We start from the raw sequence: 16,681 nt of genomic DNA on the forward strand, positions 1-16,681 counted from the left end.
AAATGGAAAACTCCGATAAGCAACTCATTTATATCAAAGTGCCTGATGAATATGCTTTAGCGGCAAAAATTCCCGGCTTTGATTCATCGATACCGCTTCCGCTCCTTCTAACGGATGAAGAGGAAAAGTTTACGGCGGGAAGTATTTCCGAAGAGATGATTTTAGCCGGTATGCTGAATGTATTTGCATACGAAAGGGATAATCAGCACATTGCATACTATCGGGATATTTTTAAGGAATTACGTCCGAATATCCTCGAAGAAATGACCAATGCTGCAATTCTAAAGATAAAAAATGCCGATTTTGACTTAGCTGAACAGCTGTTGTTTGCACTTGAAGGTCTATTCCCCGAACACATGCAGACAAAATTGAACGTTGCCCTACTGATGGATGAACGCTCCCGTTTCTACGAACAAGCGGGTGCAGAGGATTATGCCGAATACTATACCGATAAGGCTTTTCAAGCATATAAAGAAGTGTTGGCTGCCGAACCGCCGTTACCTGACGCCTTTTTTAATGCAGGCTTTTTCTTTATCCGTCAGAAAAACTTTCCCAAGGCAAAAAGCGTATTGGAAACGTACCTGCATATTGAAACGGCGCAGGATGAATTAACGGCACATCGCAAAAAAAAGGCTTCCGAACTCATTGAATGGATAGAAACACAAGCGCTTGACGATGAGCTTTTTAAGGGAGCTTTTGATTTTATACAGATGGGAGAAGAAGAAAAGGCGCTGGAAAAAATACGGGAGTTTTTAGAGCATCACCCTAAGGTATGGAATGCGTGGTTTTTGCTCGGCTGGGCGCTGCGCCGTCAAGAGCGATGGAAGGACGCTTCGGAAGCATTCCTTCATTGTCTGGAGCTTGGGAAAAAGACTCCAAAGGAATTGGCAGTTGCCTATTGCGATATTTGCAATGAGCTTGCCATCTGTTTAATGGAGCTTGATCAATTTGACGAAAGCCGCCGTTGGCTGATGAGCGCACTTGAGCAAGAGCCGGAGAATATCAAGATTATTTCAAATTTAGGAACTATTTCGTTAAAAGAAGGAAGGACTGAAGAAGCAAAAGCATTTTTTAGAACGGTTCTTGATATTTATCCCGAAGATACGCTCGCCGTTGAAATCTTAAAAAAATTGGAAAATACATAAAGGATACAATACGGAGTATACTATGAATATAGCTATTATTTATGGCGGAAGATCGGGTGAGCATGAGGTGTCGCTTGTTTCCGCTTCTTTTGTTGTTCGTGCTATCGACAACGAACATACCGTACATTTAATCGGTATTACCAAAAACGGTGAATGGTATTTGCAGCCTGACTCACTTTTAGAACGTATTCGTAAGGATACGTCCGCAGTCTTAACGATAGAGCGCAATAAGGCAGCACGTGTTGCCGTTATCCCGGGCGGAGGCACTACATCCGGCTTATCAGTAAACGGCAAACCGATTGCTACGGATGTTGTTTTTCCGGTATTACACGGCAGTTTTGGAGAGGACGGCACCATTCAAGGTTTATTTGAAATGGCTGACCTTCCATATATCGGCGGCGGCGTGCTTGCAAGCAGCGCTGCGATGGACAAAGAAAAGACAAAGATAATCTGGCAGCATGAGCAGTTGCCGATCGTGCCGTTTTTATGTGTAAGAAAATTCCAATGGGATAACCCGAAAGAACGCGAAAGCATTATCACTCAGGCAGAAAAAGAATTGGAATACCCGCTGTTTGTAAAACCGTGCAGGGTAGGCAGTTCCGTCGGCGCCGGTAAAGCAGCCAACCGTACCGAGCTGCTGCAAAAAATGCAGGAAGCCTTTCTCTGGGACAGCAAGGTGCTGATCGAAGCGTGTATTGCCGCGCGCGAAATCGAATGTTCCGTAACCGGCAATGATGAATGCGTAGTCTATACGCCGGGAGAAATTATTCCTTCCCACGAATTTTACGATTATGATGCAAAGTATATTGATCCCAACGGAGCGCAGCTGAAAATTCCTGCCGACATCGACGACGAACAGCGCCGTGAAATCCGCAGTATTGCAGGCAAAGCCTACCGAGCGCTTGATTTAAGCGGCTTAGCGCGGGTCGATTTTTTTATCGACAAAAAAACAAAGAAAATTTATTTGAACGAGGTAAACACCATCCCGGGCTTTACCGCCATTTCGATGTTCCCCAAGATGTGTGAAGCATCAGGCATGCCATATCGGGAACTCATCATGCATTTATTTGATCTTGCCATTGAACGATTTACTTCTTCGCGACAAATTAGGACGGATTGGAAGTAATCGCGAACGTATCCACGTTTCAAAAGGCATATAATAAACCGCGATAGAGAAGCCGCGTAAAACAGCCGACGGCTTCTCTTTAGTAAAATTGCCGGACATCTCTAAAAACTTAGGGAAGTGCTGATTAAAGCGAGAAGCGCATTTAATCAGCACTTCCCCTTGTCTTTAATTGCCTATTTGCTATGAGCACGTCCGATAATGATCTTTTGTTGACTTTCGAGACTCTGTTGAGGCCGCAGGTAAATTCTTGTCATAAAGATGACAAAGAACACTGCCGCAACAACAATTCCGACCGCATACGAAATCGTAATTCCCTGCATACCGAGCCGAACCAGATTGAAACACTCCGGTGCATACATCAGGTAGGTAACGGAAACAGCCGACATAAAAGTTGCGGGGATAACCGCAATCCAGCAGCGGTTCCGATTGGAATAGTTTGTTGCAAGATAAGCGCCGCCTGTCCATAAGACAATCATCGCAAGCGTTTGATTTGACCACGAGAAATAGCGCCATACAACACTGTAATTGATAAGCGAAATACAGTACCCAACCAGCAGTAACGGTACGGCAACAGAAAGTCGAGTCTTTAGATTCTTTTCATCAAGTTTAAACCAGTCAAAGACAATCATACGAGCGCTGCGGAACGCGGTATCACCCGAAGTAATGGGACATGCGATAACACCGATCATTGCGATAGCGCCGCCGACCGTTCCAAGTAAGCCGGTACAAATGGCGTAAACCGATTTTGAATTTCCGCCGCCGATATCGAGGAGCGCTTTAAGACCGGTACCTGAGCCATCTTTATTCCAAAAGAAAGCGATTGCCGCCGATGCCCATACCATTGCGATAATACCTTCGGCAACCATTGCACCGTAGAAAACCCAACGGCCTTCTTTTTCATTTTTTAACGTACGCGAAACAATCGGAGACTGCGTTGCGTGGAAACCGGAGATGGCGCCGCATGCTACCGTGATAAACATTAACGGCCAAATAGGACGCTGATGTGCGCTCGGATACAAGTTTTCGAGCGTCAATTCCATCATTGGACGAGTTCCGCTGTTCAGTATTGTCGCAACCGAAACACCGACAGCCATTAAAATAAGGAAAATACCGAAAATCGGATAGAACCGCGCAATAACCTTATCAACCGGCAGGAGAGTCGCAAGGAAATAGTATACAAGAATGATAATTGTCCATACTTTTACATTGAGCCATTCGGGCGTCAGCAGCGCAAGCAGACCTGCCGGACCTACCATAAATACGACACCGACCATAACAAGCAACACTAAACCGAATACGCGCATAATATTCTGCATCGTATGACCTAAGTATTTACCGGTAATTTCGGTAATACTGGCGCCGTCATTCCGCACCGACAACATACCGGCAAGATAATCGTGGACACCTCCGGCAAGCAGCGTTCCGCCGACAATCCAGAGATAGACACTTGGCCCCCATAAAGCGCCGGAAATTGCACCGAAGATCGGCCCTAAACCGGCGATATTCAAAAGCTGGATTAAAAAAGCTTTCGGCTTTGAGATCGGAACATAGTCTATTCCGTCAGGATTAGCCATAGCAGGCGTCCGATTTGCTTCATTCGGAGCAAAAACTTTTTCTACAAACGTACCGTACACCAAGTAACCGACAATGAGCGCTGCGACACACAGCAAAAACGTTACCATAAAAAGTACCTCCTGTGAATTGGATTTATGAATGACCCCTTAGCTTGCATTACTATTGAATCATTACACATAAAGTATAAATCCGTTTTTTACGTTTGTAAATAAAAAATAGAATTTTATATCTCTACCAAAAGTATGATGCTAAGAATATCAAAAAAAATACTCTGATGCGTTTACCTTCCTTTTGTGCGAAGTTTTTTTTAAATTTCGCACATTTTTCCAGCAAACGAGTAAACGCATCAGGCAGAATAGATACAAATCGTGGAAAAACTAAGACTGTGAGACCATTTGAATCGCGAAGAGATTCAACTCTGGTCGAATAGTCTTAATTTTTCCGCGGGGTTTCTAAAAAAATCTCTGATGCGTTTACCCAGTTTTGCTATAGTTGTTCACCGGAGCGGATTTTTTCTTCAAAGCGTTCCAGCTCTTTGCCTTTGAGTCCGCTTTCTTCGCCTTGCAGCAGATTGCGCACGGCTTCCAGTTCGGCGCCGGAAAGATGCACACCGGTTAAGCTATGCTTTTCGAACGATCTTGTTGCAAGCGGCGCCACGTTCCGGCAAATCTCCAGCAGTACAAAGGCGTAATCGCGGATTTCCTTTTGAGCATGGCTGTCGCAACGGAGTTTTAAGAAGTGAAAGAGATTGTGTAAATCGATTTGCCAATACATTTCCGTATAGGCAGATAGGGGCAAATTGATGCGAGCAAGTTCCCGCGCCAGTTTTGTATCAATGAGTGCACGGTATTCACGGTAGGCGCTCTCTTGCTGCGTGTGCAGAGTGTCCCGTATCTGCGTCCGTATCTCAAGCGGCGCCGGTTCGCTCATACGTCCCTGCCGGTTATCCGTACTTTGGAATGCGATATCCTCGGATGCGGGTAAATAGCATTCGTCCCGCATAATCGAATACCGCCCTGAAATTTCGTTAAGACGCGCCGTCCGGTGCCGCACCCATTGCCGCGCGACAAAAATCGGCATCTTTATATGGAAGGTCAGCACGACCTGTTCAAACGGGGACGTATGCTGATGCCGTAGTAGGTAATCGATCAGCCCCGCATCTTCGCGAACGCTTTTTGTGCCCTCTCCATACGACACCCGCGCGGCCTGTACGATGCGCGCGTCTCCTCCGAGATAATCAACCAAGCGGACAAAGCCTTTGTCCAACACCTTATATTCTTTATCAAGAATTTCTTCCGCCGTGGGAACAATACAATGAGCCATAGTCTATGTATCGGTACTTTTCCGTTGCATAGTTAATTGATCCCATCAAGCGGCAAGTGTCCCTGCGGTTTAAAATCGCCGAGCAATGCTCCGAAGCCTGCGGTAAACGAAACCGGCGCATAGCTGTAAAGAGCAAGCGCGGTTGGAATTTCCGGAATACCCGACAAGAATACCGGCGAGAGGCAGGAAAAAATGATATACCGTTTGTTAGGATAGGTCTTATAGAGCCGCTGCAAGACTTGGAGTGATGAATCGTTTGCAAGACAGAAAATGACGGTATCGCTTGCGGCGGTTTTTGAAAAAATGTTGTCCGCCAGATTGCTGGTTCGGGCAGCAGGGAATCGTTTTAAACCGGCCTGTAAAAAAGCGGAATATGAACCGGCAAGCAATATCTTTTCTCCCGGTTTTATTGTATACGGAATGTATTTACCGCGGACAACGGTAACTGCCCGTGCTGCAAGTGAAAGAAAAAATGCCTGTCCTTCGGCATCGGGCAGCTTTTCGGGAATAGCATATATGTCGGGATACAGCGGTACTGCATTGCCGCTTTTAAAATACCGAAGTTTTGTTTCGATTATCCTACGCGCCGCATCCTTAACCCGCAACCTGAATGCTTCATTGGTTTGCATCCGCTGTAAATTTTCCGTCCAAAATGCATCATAAAGGCGAGGCGTAGTAGACGATTCGATGATATCGTTTCCCGCCTCAAGCGCGAGCTGAACCGCCTTGGCAACCGTACCGGCATAGCGGATTGCGCCGTGCATCATCATATCATCGGTGATAACCAAACCTTTAAATCCGAGCTGCCCGCGCAGTACGGTTTGCAGTAAATACTGAGAGAACGAAGCGGGCTCTCCGTGTTCGGATACGGCGGGAAAGTGTAAGTGTCCGGTCATAATCGCCGGTACATCCGCTTCGATGAGATATTGAAACGGCACCAACTCGCGGTTATAGAAGGTCTCTTTGGAAATGGCGATGCTCGGCAGCTTTCCGTGGCTGTCAAGCGCCGTGTCCCCGTGTCCGGGGAAATGCTTAGCAGTGGTCAGTACGCCTGCTTTTTTACTCCCCTGCATAAAGGCACGGGCTAAAATCCCCGCAGCCTCCGGCGATTGCCCGAAGGAACGCGGCCCTATAATGGAAGATTCATGGTTGGTATAGAGGTCTACCGTCGGCGCAAAATTGAGATTGATCCCAAGCGCCGAAAGCTCACGGGCTATATAAAAGCCCTCGTAGTAAGCATCTATCGGATAGCCGGAGGCGCCGATAGCGAGGTTGCCGGGTGTTTCCGATGTGCGTCCCTTAACATGCCGTATCCAGCCCCCTTCCTGATCGGTTGCAACAAAGAGCGGGATACGGAAGCGGGTGCTGTTGGCTTTTTTTTGTAAAAGGCTAACCGCTTTTGCCAGTTCAATACTGTCCTCGGTATTCCAGCCGAATATCTTGATGCTGCCGAGGCTCCGCTCGGTAATCCAGCTCATTAAAAGGTCGGTCGGCGCCTGCCCCGCCCATCCGAACATGAATGTTTGGGATAATAGCTCTTCGTCGGTCATTGCCTCCGTAATCCGGCCGGCAAGCTCCGCGGCAGGTACGGCATCATAAAAATCGGGCAGGGTTTTAAGTGCAGCAGTTTGAGCTTGAGCATTCAGTTGTGTCTTGAGCTGCGGTAAGATCAGCAGTGCGACGCCGAATAAGACGGCGGCAAAAAAATATTTACGACGCAAAGCGGTTAACTATGGAGATTTTCGATATAGGCTGCAGCGGTATGGGCGGCAATAGCGCCGTCGGAAACTGCGGTAACCACCTGCCGGAAAGACTTCGCGCGCACATCGCCCGCCGCGTAGAGTCCTTCGATAGAAGTACGCATATCCTCATCGGTAACGATATAGCCCGTTGCATCTTTCGTTGCGTCGGGAAATAGCTCCGTTTTAGGATTCATACCGACAAAAAAGAAAACTGCATCACAGACAAGTTCCCGCTCTTCCTGCGTTTTTACGTTCCGCAGTACAACGGCGGTTACCTTATCGGTTCCCTTTATTTCCGTAACGGTCGTATCGAATACCGCCGTTATATGAGGATTGTTCAATGTTCGGGTAACGAGCGCCTTTTGCGCGCGGAAGGTATCGCGGCGGTGTACCATCGTAACTGTATCAGTCAAATTGGCAAGAAAGAGCGCTTCATCACAAGCGGCATCCCCTCCACCGACCACAACGATATGCTTATTTCTAAAGAAGGGACCGTCGCAGGTAGCGCAGTACGAAACGCCTTTACCTTGCAGCTCTTTTTCGCCCTTTACGCCAAGGCTGCGGTGCTCTGCTCCCGTCGCAAGAATAACTGCAAGCGTCGTGTAGGTTTTATCCGTGGTTTGTACGGTAAAGGTTTTATCTCCGTTTTTTGTAACAGCTTCTACCTTATCGGAAGCAAATTCGGCGCCGAAGCCTGCCGCCTGTTTACGCATATTTTCAGCAAATTCAAAGCCGTTTATCGGTTCGGCATATCCGGGATAATTTTCAAGCGAATCGATTAAAACAACCTGTCCGCCCGGCGCTTTTTCTTCCAGTACCAATACTTTTAAGTTTGCTCGGCACGCATATTGCGCCGCAGCCATACCCGCCGCGCCTGCGCCGATAACGATAATATCATAATTTGTATTCATTATCATAATGTACGAAAAAAGCTCTCCTTGGTCAATTGAAGGGGGCATGGCAACCAAAATTTCGTACGAAAGACAATGCGCAATCTTGCAGAAAAAGCGGTAAAATAGTACACTCGTGCCTACATCTGTGATTCGGAGGTTTTATTATGCGGTTTGTTCAAATAATGAAAGACAAAGCGAAAGAATATCACAATCGCTTGGTTTTGCCTGAGGCGACGGAAGAGCGTACTTTACGTGCAGCTCGTATACTTGTCGATCAACAAATTCCAGCCGAGTTGTTTTTAATCGGAAAAACATCAGAGATTAAAGAAGCCTGCAAAAAGTTAGGCGTATTGACCGATGGGTTTACTATTGTCGATCCGGAGCATTCCGAATGGACGGAAGATTTTGCCGTAGCGTTATACGAAAAACGGAAAGCTAAAGGAATGACACCGGAGGAAGCAAAAAAAGAGATGCACGAGCCTTTACGGTTTGCCGCGATGATGCTGGCACAAGATAAAGCTGATGCGATGGTTGCCGGTGCGGAAAACACAACAGCAAACGTATTGCGCGCGGGGCTTACTATCGTCGGTGTAAAGAAAGGCGTTAGAACCGCTTCTTCCTGCTTTATTGTAGATACCAAAAGTACCGAATGGGGGACGAACGGTGTATTGATTTTCTCGGATTCTGCGGTTATTCCCAATCCTACTGCCGAACAGTTAGCGGATATTGCAACTGCGGCAGCCGAAAGTTATCGTGCTTTTGTCGGGCATGAACCTGTCGTTGCACTCCTTTCGTATTCGACAAAAGGATCCGGCGGGGATAAAGATGAGAGCCTTATCAAAGTACGCGAAGCCGTTAAATTGCTGGATGAACGAAAAGTGAATTTCTGTTATGACGGTGAACTCCAGCTTGATGCCGCGCTCATACCGGAAGTAACCGATAGAAAAGCGCCAGGAAGCCCTATCCGCGATAAGGTAAATACGTTGATATTCCCCGAGCTTAATTCGGGAAATATCGGGTATAAGTTAGTACAGCGCTTCGCAAAAGCCGATGCTTACGGACCTTTTATGCAGGGGTTTGCAAAACCGTTATCGGATTTGTCTCGAGGCTGTTCAACCGAAGATATTGTCGTAACGGCAGTTGTAACACTCGTACAGGCCGGTAAAAAATAAAACTGCGTTGTTCCCGTTCATTTATACGGAGCGTTTACCACCCCGACACTCTGCGTCGGGGTATGTTTCATTTTAAGAGAATGCCCCCATATCAGACAGCTCCATCAATATCGCAATTAAAATTCGTTATCAAAAATAGGTGATTCGAATAGAGTGTTTAACTCCCGTTCGGAATATCGTTTGGAATTTAAAAAATTTTCTTTTACCAGTTCTCGTGTTTCCTTATCTAAAACCAACCTCTTTTCATCCCGTAGATAAACTACCAAATCTTCAAATACCGATAATGGAAGCCACGGGAAGGCAATATCAAAAATATTATACCATGCATAGTATTGCTTCACATTTTCATCGGTTAACAACGCCCCCTGATCTTTTAACCGATCGCGGGTTACGGGGTGAATAGTAAACACCTTTTCATTTAATAGATTACAATAATCCTCGGCAGAGAAGAAAGCTCCGGTTTTTCTAATCAATTCGGTTTTTTCAACAGAGGGTACATCAGCTAATATAGAAGCTGTTACAAAATTAAGCCCATCATGGCTGATTTTGCTTAGTTCCTTACCTTCGCTTTCTGCCAAAGTAAGGCTTTCCTTTAACAGTCCTTTTTCCAAAAGCGGCTTTAAAATATCTATGGCTTCCATGTATTTAGTATAACCGAAAGAGCAAGAAAAGACCAGCCTATCTTCTTTTTGCGCACAATTTTTTTAAATTTTATGCTTTTTAAGAAAGACGGATAACCATACTATAATCTCCCTAAAGGACAGTTGTTTAACGCGGAGAAATATAAAAGTGCGTCCGATTCAGTCGCCCTGATATTCACCGAAGGGCATCAGCTTTTAACAACCAGCGATAAAACTCCATGCCGCTGACGGGTTTGTCGGGTTCAAAGTTTTTACCGTCTACGAGCGGTACAACATCTTCTTCTACCGTACCGATGATAGCATCAAAATAAACACCGTCCATCAAAACATCGGGAATAGGCAGCCGTCGTCTGCTGGTGTAATAGCGTGTATATTTCTTTAAGCGAAGTTCATCATTGCCTACAATTAAATGCCATAAAAACAGTGCGGCATCTTTTTTCGACGCAAAATCTTTGAGAACATCACATTCCGGATTGTACCATCCATCTTTTTGCAGATATTCGGCAAGGAGCGGCGGTTTCCATTCTGCGGTACCGGTTATAAAATCCAGTGCGTTCGTAGAATCTTGCGTAAGGGTTGCCATTTCTATTAATGAAAGTTGAGGCGCTTGCAATATCTTTTCAGAAGATTTCCGAATGGATGCCCCGTCTATCGTATAAAGCTGTAAACTCTGCTCGCGCTGTTTACTGTAGAGCCGCTGATATTCTTCAGGTAAAAATAAAAGCGAAGCGTCAAAGGCTGCGAGGGCATTCCGATAGTCTTTTACCGCGAAATAAAGCCCTCCGAGTTCTGCTTTCAGCCGGTAATACGTCGGATTTTGTATAAGCCGCTCTTCCAAATATGCTCTCCGCTTTTCCTGATCGGAAATGATCCGTGCCGAAACTAATTGGACGTATTCATCATATTCGTTTTGCTGTTTTGCCTCAGCTAATCGCTTCCGTGCTTCGTTCGGTTGGCGTTGTAATAGGTATACGTCTGCAGAAAGAGCATATAGCCGTGCCAAATATGAAGAATCGGTGGAAGGTTCCCGCAACAAGGCTTCGATGTCTGTCTGTATCCGCTTAACTTGTTCGGAGCTATATTGTATCCGTTGCGAGACGATAGCCGATTCAAGCATTGCAAGTGTTTTTTCACGAGCAGATCCCACGCCGCCCGAATAGCGGATATCCGTTTGTACCGAAGCACATGAGGTGCTGCATAAAGCGCAGAAAAGGATCATCGCAGCCATAATCGGCGCCAAGCATATCCGAGGCTTTGTTATAGCAGTATGCTTAACAATCAGGCACCAAAAAAATTGAGCGTTATGGTTAATCATAGCTTGGCTCCTCTCCATATAGATAATAGCAAACTTTACCGCAACTTTTTATTGGCTTCTATCTTATAGAGGAAAGAAATTTTTTTCAGTTTTTAGAGTTTCCCGATCCTTTGTATAAATTGATTAGGGATAGGTGCGGCGGGGTTTTTCCTGTGCGACATTAACGCGGAGACGGCGTCCTTCGAATTCTTTTTCGTTTAATTCTGCAATAGCATTTTGCGCAGCGCCCTCATCAGCCATTTCAACAAATCCGAATCCCTTTGAACGGTTGCTGAACTTGTCTTTAATGACAACTGCCGAAACGACTTCGCCGTAAGTTCCAAACAAGGTTGACAAACCTTCTTCCGTGGTTGCGTAGTTTAAATTCCCTACATAGATTTTCTGAGCCATACTCAAATCCTTTTACCTTTTGCGGTGCTAAATAATGAATCCATACGGAAACAATTTCTATGAGACCTTTATTTGATTATGTAAGCTGAACTTTCGGCTCTATCATTAATGGAAACAACGATCACGTAGATAAGCTACTGTAACATAGTTACGATAAACGGTCAACCGACCGATACGCAGGCAAACGCATCAGTCCGTTTTTTAACATCCCCGCAGAATAATTAGGGCTGCTCAACCAGAACTGCCAAGGATGGCAGTGATTCCATACAGCAGCGATGTTTTGTGCACACACAAAACTCGCCTTCAACTGTTGTACACGGACGTACAACAGTTGAAGATGGTTCAAATGGTCTCATAACCTCTTTATTCTGCGATTCCGGTCTACTCTACCTGATGCGTTTACCCGCTTGTTGGGAATATCGATTAATACATTCCGCCCATACCGCCCATGTCGGGAGCAGGAGCTGCCGGAGCGTGCTTTTCAGGAAGATTAGTGATAGCGCACTCGGTGGTCAGCAGGAGACTCGCAATGGATGCGGCGTTCTGCAATGCGGAGCGGGTAACCTTTGCGGGGTCGATAATACCGACCTTCATCATATCCGCCCATTCCATTTTTGCAGCGTCAAAACCGATACCACGCTTCTCTTTTGCTTTTTCCGCAATAACAGCGCCGTCAACACCGGCATTTTCCGCAATCTGGCGAATCGGCTCTTCAAGCGCGCGCTTCACAATCTTAAAGCCAATCTTCTCGTCTTCAGTCAGCTTGGAAATATCAGCCTTGTTGAGCGCTTCCGCAGCCTGAATGAGTGCAAGACCACCGCCTGCAACAATACCTTCTTCGATAGCGGCGCGGGTTGCGTTCAAGGCATCCTCTACGCGGTGTTTCTTTTCCTTCATTTCTACTTCGGTAACAGCGCCGATCTTAATAACCGCAACACCGCCGGCAAGTTTTGCAAGGCGTTCCTTGAGCTTTTCGGTGTCGTATTCGGAAGAAGAATTTTCAATCTGCTTCTTAATCTGAGCCACACGGTCGCTGATGTGCTTTTTATCGCCTGCGCCGTCGATAATCGTAGTATTCTCTTTATCGATTTTAACGCTCTTTGCCTGACCAAGCTGACTGATATCGGCTGTTTCCAGTTTTAAACCCAGTTCTTCGGAGATAACCTGTCCGCCAGTCAAAATAGCGATGTCTTCGAGCATTTCCTTGCGGCGGTCGCCGAAACCGGGAGCCTTTACCGCGCAGGTTTTTAACGCGCCGCGGAGGCTGTTTACAACCAGTGTTGCCAGCGCTTCGCCTTCAACATCTTCTGCGATAATCAAAAGCGGGCGGCCGGACTGCGCAACTTTTTCCAAAAGAGGCAGCAGATCTTTCATCGTAGAAATAGTCTTGTCATGGATCAATATGTAGGGATTGTCGTATACGGTTTCCATGCGGTCGCGGTCGGTTACAAAATAGGAAGAAATATAACCGCGGTCAAACTGCATACCTTCAACATATTCGGTAACGGTTTCCATGGTCTGCGCTTCACCGACATCGATAACACCGTCTTTTCCAACACGGGCAATGGCATCGGCAAGGATTTTACCGATTTCCTGATCGTTATTCGCAGAAACGGAAGCAACATGCGCAACTTCTTCGGAACCTTTAATCTCTTTGGCGTTTTTCTGAATATCGTCTACGGCGATTGCCACAGCCTTATCCATACCGCGCTTTAATTCAAGCGGGGTCATACCGGCGGCAACGGCTTTTAAGCCTTCGCGTACCATAGAATAAGCCAAAACGGTTGCGGTTGTGGTTCCGTCACCGGCAACATCGTTGGTCTTTGTGGCAACTTCTTTTAAGAGTTGCGCTCCCATATTCTCAAACGGATCTTCCAATTCAACTTCACGGGCAACCGATACACCGTCTTTGGTAACGGTTGGAGCGCCGAAGCTCTTATCGAGTAAGACATTGCGTCCTTTGGGACCTAATGTAACTTTTACCGCACTTGAAATTTGTTCAACACCGGAAAGCAGCTTTTTCCGTGCTTCTTCATTAAACAGCAGTTGTTTTGCCATCTTATGAACTCCTTCATCATTATAACTGAAATTATGCTACGTACTGTAGTTTTTAACATATAGAACATTTACCAGTCTGCAAAAGCCTCGTAAACATTCAAAACGATATGATAGTAAAATACAAAAAAAAAGGTAAACCGGCAAGTGATTCAAGAAACCAGTTATAAAATCGACGGATGTTCCTAAAAATCAAACCGAGTTTTTAGAGCTGCCTGCTGAATTTTAGGAACACCTTGTCAGACGCAGATCGGCTTCACCTCAGTACCGCTCCCCGATATGCGTGAACTTTTGAGTCGATACCGTGTGTGATCAGTTCGGGGAACGAGTCTCCGTCGATATCGAGTAAGTACGGCGTTCCCGTACCGGCAAGGGGAAAACCGTCCAGCGGAGCAAAGCCGGAGGTGAAGCCGTAAAGTGCATTGCCGCCTCCCGAAACAAAGATTTCATCTTTACCGTCGCCGGTTACATCGAGCAAGGTGATGCGGTAATCATCCGCAGCGCCTGTTTTTAACGGTAATGAGTCTATTATCGCACCGGCGGTGTTGAATTTGAACAGGTGGCCGTCTTGAGAAACCACAAAAAACGCCCGCAACGATGCCGAATACGCCAAATCCGCTTTACATACGGTGTTAAGATCACACGAGGCGGTCTCCGCATAATCCTGCGATAAGCTGCGGATAGAAAATCTACCGTCTTCGCTTACAAAAGCGACAGCGTAGTTTCCCTTTGTTTCTTCAAAGAATACCGGCGCTGCGGCAAAGATGCCCTCAAGTTCAATGGGATACCCTTCAACGGTTTTCCCCTCGTTATTAAACAAGTACAGATTGCTTTCAAAAGAACGAGGAAGCGCCGCGACCCCAGCCTTCCATATAATAGGGGCAGTTCGCAATTTCGCGTTCATCGGCTCAGAAATAAACCAATTATCCGTTGCGTCGGCAAAGAGGAGCGTCGAATCGGAAGAAAGCGGAGCCACGATGCCGCCGTTAAAAGTAGCCGGTTTGGGGAGGAGTTTTTCCGCCGTCAGTATGGGATAACCTGCAAAGGGTTCCAAGTTTTCATTTACCCGATAGATGGAACCGCGGGCGGAAACAGCCCACAACGCTTGCAGCTTTGAGTGTTTTATTTCGGCGGCAATCCCCGCTTTTCCGTCGAGCGAAAGCGTTGACTCATTTCCGGTTAAAAGATTCATGCCATGCACATTCGAACCGTTCGTCCAAAAAATATAGGGAATATTGTCCGCGGACTTTGTGCAGATAATATCGGTTTCGGGCCGCTGAGAAAGAGACCGCGGAAATGAGGGGATTTCTTCCAATTTGCGCGCATCGGTTTTCTGCGTATAGAAATCCAAATGAACTTTGCGATCAGCTGCAAAACGCAATGATAATACGCCTTTACCGTAATTCTTAAAAGCGGTTTTTAGCAGTGCATTTTGTTCCAAGAAAAACGGAATACTTCGATCCAGCGAATAGTACACCAAGAAAGACGTTTCGGCGGAAACGGATTTTGCAATTTTCTTCCATTCATCGGTTTTTACCAAGAGCTTACCAGCATCGGTTTCCTTTTTGCACATTCCGAGCGCTTCAGCACTATTGGAAAGATACAAATAGCTGTCCTGTATCATATAGAATGGTTCCGGCAGATCGATTTGAAAGGCTCGTAGCAGTCTTGACAACCACGAGGGGAAGATAATCCGCGGGATACGGTTATCGTCGACTACCGCAGCAGTGCTGCGATCGATGAATATCGTGCTAAACAAATCTTCCAACAGATAGCGGCATTTTGCCTCATCCTTTAACGAAATGAAGAAAACAGGCGTTTGAGAATCCCGATGCCCGAATACGCCGATTTCACTGCCCATCCAGTCAAAAATAAGTTGATTCAAATCTTTGTTAAAAAAGAATTTACTATTTTTATCCGCCGAATTGAAGTTCTTCGTTAGTTCCGGAGGGAAAAAAGCTTTGGTGTTTTCGTAGAGAAATTGGGGATCGCCAAGGTTGAGTAGCGTCACATAGACGGCGCCTTCCGGCAGACGAGATAAAATAGCCGGCAGGGTTGAGCGCCGCTGTAGGATGGCATTTACCTCGTTTCGTTCCGAGATCCAATTGATAATGCTGTGAAGAGAGACGGTTGTTTCGTCAAAATTGACGTTGAGCGCTGCCGGATCGGGGAAGGCGAGTTCCCGTATCATGTTGCCGACGATGTCTCGTTTTGCTGCCATACCGGAAATAAAATACGACGGTTCCGCGTAGACACTGATAGCTCCGCGATTTGAATCCCGCAGCAGCGCAGTCAGCCGTTTACCGCTCGCTTCTGAGTTTTCGGCCAAACAGGAATACAGCAAATCTTCCGAGGTTGTGGCAACCATGAGATTTTTATAAAAACAGATGTAGAGCCGCTGATCTTGAGTCAGTTCAAAGAGAAAGCCTTTTTTTGCGCTGCCGTTGATGTCAAATTCGGTTTGCGAAAGGTTCGGCACCGAATCAAACAGTTCCGGCTTAACGGCACTAATAAGGGGAAGCAGCTGAACGGCAGCAGAGCGGATACCGATATTCGCAACAATCGCGGCATTACTGCCTTCATAAACAGCAATGTTCACGGGGACGTTCAGCAGCCGCTTAAACCAACTCGATTGGAGCGTTGTATTCGATCGCAGCGCACGGAGATTGCCCTGTAAAGCTGCCGTTTCGGGCGAGGAAAGGAGCGAATCGACAGCGCTAAGGTACAGTCCTTTTTGCAGCGTATCACTTGCAGAGCGAATGGTAACCGCTGCATAGTATCCATCCGCAATATGCCGCGCAGGATTCGTCCGGTTTATCAATGAATATCCGATTAACCCGACAAGCGGAATCAGGATAATCAAAATAAGGACGAGGAGAAAGATACCGACTTTTTTGAAAAATCCGCTCTTTTTCCGCTTTTTTTTCGTGGGCGGAGACGGAGGGGCTTGTACCGTATCGGCGTTCTGCGCTACCGTCTGCCGCTCTGCCGGATGACTGCCTGCCGTGTCAGCGTTTTCGTTTTCAATAGGCTGCATATTAGGCAGCATTTCGGCGGTACCGCTTGCCGTGGTACCCGGGCGTATCTCCGTATCGAGGTTCGAAGCGGGTGGCATATCGTGCCCTTCTGCTGAGTGAATGTGTTCGTTGGTATTTAAATCGTCGGTATCCATAGGTATTCCTTAATTGCAGGGTAAACGCCTTAGGTTCTTTGTAAGACACGCCCGCAGAATATAGGGGGCTGCACAACCAGAGTTTCGCCGCGTTGCGTCTCAAATGGTTGCTCCGCTCCCTATATTCTGCGG

General features: G+C 46.6%; 12 protein-coding genes. 3 read left to right on the forward strand and 9 right to left on the reverse strand.

What is annotated here, in order from left to right; all coding sequences use genetic code 11:
* Positions 1-2: 2 nt before the first annotated feature.
* On the forward strand, positions 3-1,145 hold the full coding sequence (locus HGH47_RS05555; protein WP_212566129.1) for a tetratricopeptide repeat protein: 1,143 nt from the start codon (positions 3-5) through the stop codon (positions 1,143-1,145).
* Between the two features lie 22 nt (positions 1,146-1,167).
* A complete protein-coding gene (locus tag HGH47_RS05560; RefSeq protein WP_432910893.1) occupies positions 1,168-2,271 on the forward strand; it encodes a D-alanine--D-alanine ligase family protein in 1,104 nt (367 codons plus the stop codon).
* A 173-nt stretch (positions 2,272-2,444) separates the two neighbouring features.
* Here HGH47_RS05560 and HGH47_RS05565 read toward each other — a convergent pair whose 3' ends face one another.
* From HGH47_RS05565 to trxB, 4 genes are all read right to left on the reverse strand, one after another.
* Positions 2,445-3,953 (reverse strand): carbon starvation CstA family protein, encoded by a 1,509-nt coding sequence (locus tag HGH47_RS05565; RefSeq protein ID WP_212566128.1) that lies wholly within the window; start codon positions 3,951-3,953, stop codon positions 2,445-2,447.
* A 379-nt stretch (positions 3,954-4,332) separates the two neighbouring features.
* Positions 4,333-5,169, reverse strand: a complete 837-nt coding sequence (gene thyX, locus HGH47_RS05570) for an FAD-dependent thymidylate synthase (protein ID WP_212566127.1) — start codon at positions 5,167-5,169, stop codon at positions 4,333-4,335.
* A 32-nt stretch (positions 5,170-5,201) separates the two neighbouring features.
* Complete coding sequence (locus HGH47_RS05575; RefSeq protein WP_212566126.1) at positions 5,202-6,890, reverse strand: glycoside hydrolase family 3 protein; 1,689 nt, start codon at positions 6,888-6,890, stop codon at positions 5,202-5,204.
* Positions 6,891-6,895: 5 nt separating this feature from the next.
* Positions 6,896-7,822, reverse strand: a complete 927-nt coding sequence (trxB, locus tag HGH47_RS05580) for a thioredoxin-disulfide reductase (RefSeq protein WP_212566125.1) — start codon at positions 7,820-7,822, stop codon at positions 6,896-6,898.
* Between the two features lie 146 nt (positions 7,823-7,968).
* On the opposite strand from trxB, the gene pta reads away from it, so the two are divergent.
* Positions 7,969-8,976: a phosphate acetyltransferase gene (gene pta / locus HGH47_RS05585; RefSeq protein WP_212566124.1), complete on the forward strand. Its 1,008-nt coding sequence runs from the start codon at positions 7,969-7,971 to the stop codon at positions 8,974-8,976.
* A 116-nt stretch (positions 8,977-9,092) separates the two neighbouring features.
* Here the strand turns inward: pta and HGH47_RS05590 are convergent, their stop codons facing one another.
* The 5 genes from HGH47_RS05590 to HGH47_RS05610 all read right to left on the reverse strand — a co-directional run bounded on the left by HGH47_RS05590 (position 9,093) and on the right by HGH47_RS05610 (position 16,549).
* Complete coding sequence (locus tag HGH47_RS05590; protein WP_212566123.1) at positions 9,093-9,617, reverse strand: hypothetical protein; 525 nt, start codon at positions 9,615-9,617, stop codon at positions 9,093-9,095.
* Between the two features lie 175 nt (positions 9,618-9,792).
* Positions 9,793-10,932: a tetratricopeptide repeat protein gene (locus HGH47_RS05595; RefSeq protein WP_212566122.1), complete on the reverse strand. Its 1,140-nt coding sequence runs from the start codon at positions 10,930-10,932 to the stop codon at positions 9,793-9,795.
* Positions 10,933-11,055: 123 nt separating this feature from the next.
* The gene (locus HGH47_RS05600) at positions 11,056-11,322 is read right to left on the reverse strand and encodes an RNA recognition motif domain-containing protein (RefSeq protein ID WP_212566121.1); all 267 of its coding nucleotides are present in this window, start codon (positions 11,320-11,322) and stop codon (positions 11,056-11,058) included.
* Between the two features lie 423 nt (positions 11,323-11,745).
* Complete coding sequence (groL, locus tag HGH47_RS05605) at positions 11,746-13,380, reverse strand: chaperonin GroEL (protein ID WP_212566119.1); 1,635 nt, start codon at positions 13,378-13,380, stop codon at positions 11,746-11,748.
* A 253-nt stretch (positions 13,381-13,633) separates the two neighbouring features.
* Entirely contained in the window at positions 13,634-16,549 is a 2,916-nt protein-coding gene (locus HGH47_RS05610) for a VCBS repeat-containing protein (protein ID WP_212566118.1), read from the reverse strand.
* Positions 16,550-16,681: the final 132 nt, after the last annotated feature.

The sequence above is a fragment of the Treponema sp. OMZ 805 genome (assembly GCF_050937395.1).
In the GTDB taxonomy this organism is placed as follows: domain Bacteria; phylum Spirochaetota; class Spirochaetia; order Treponematales; family Treponemataceae; genus Treponema.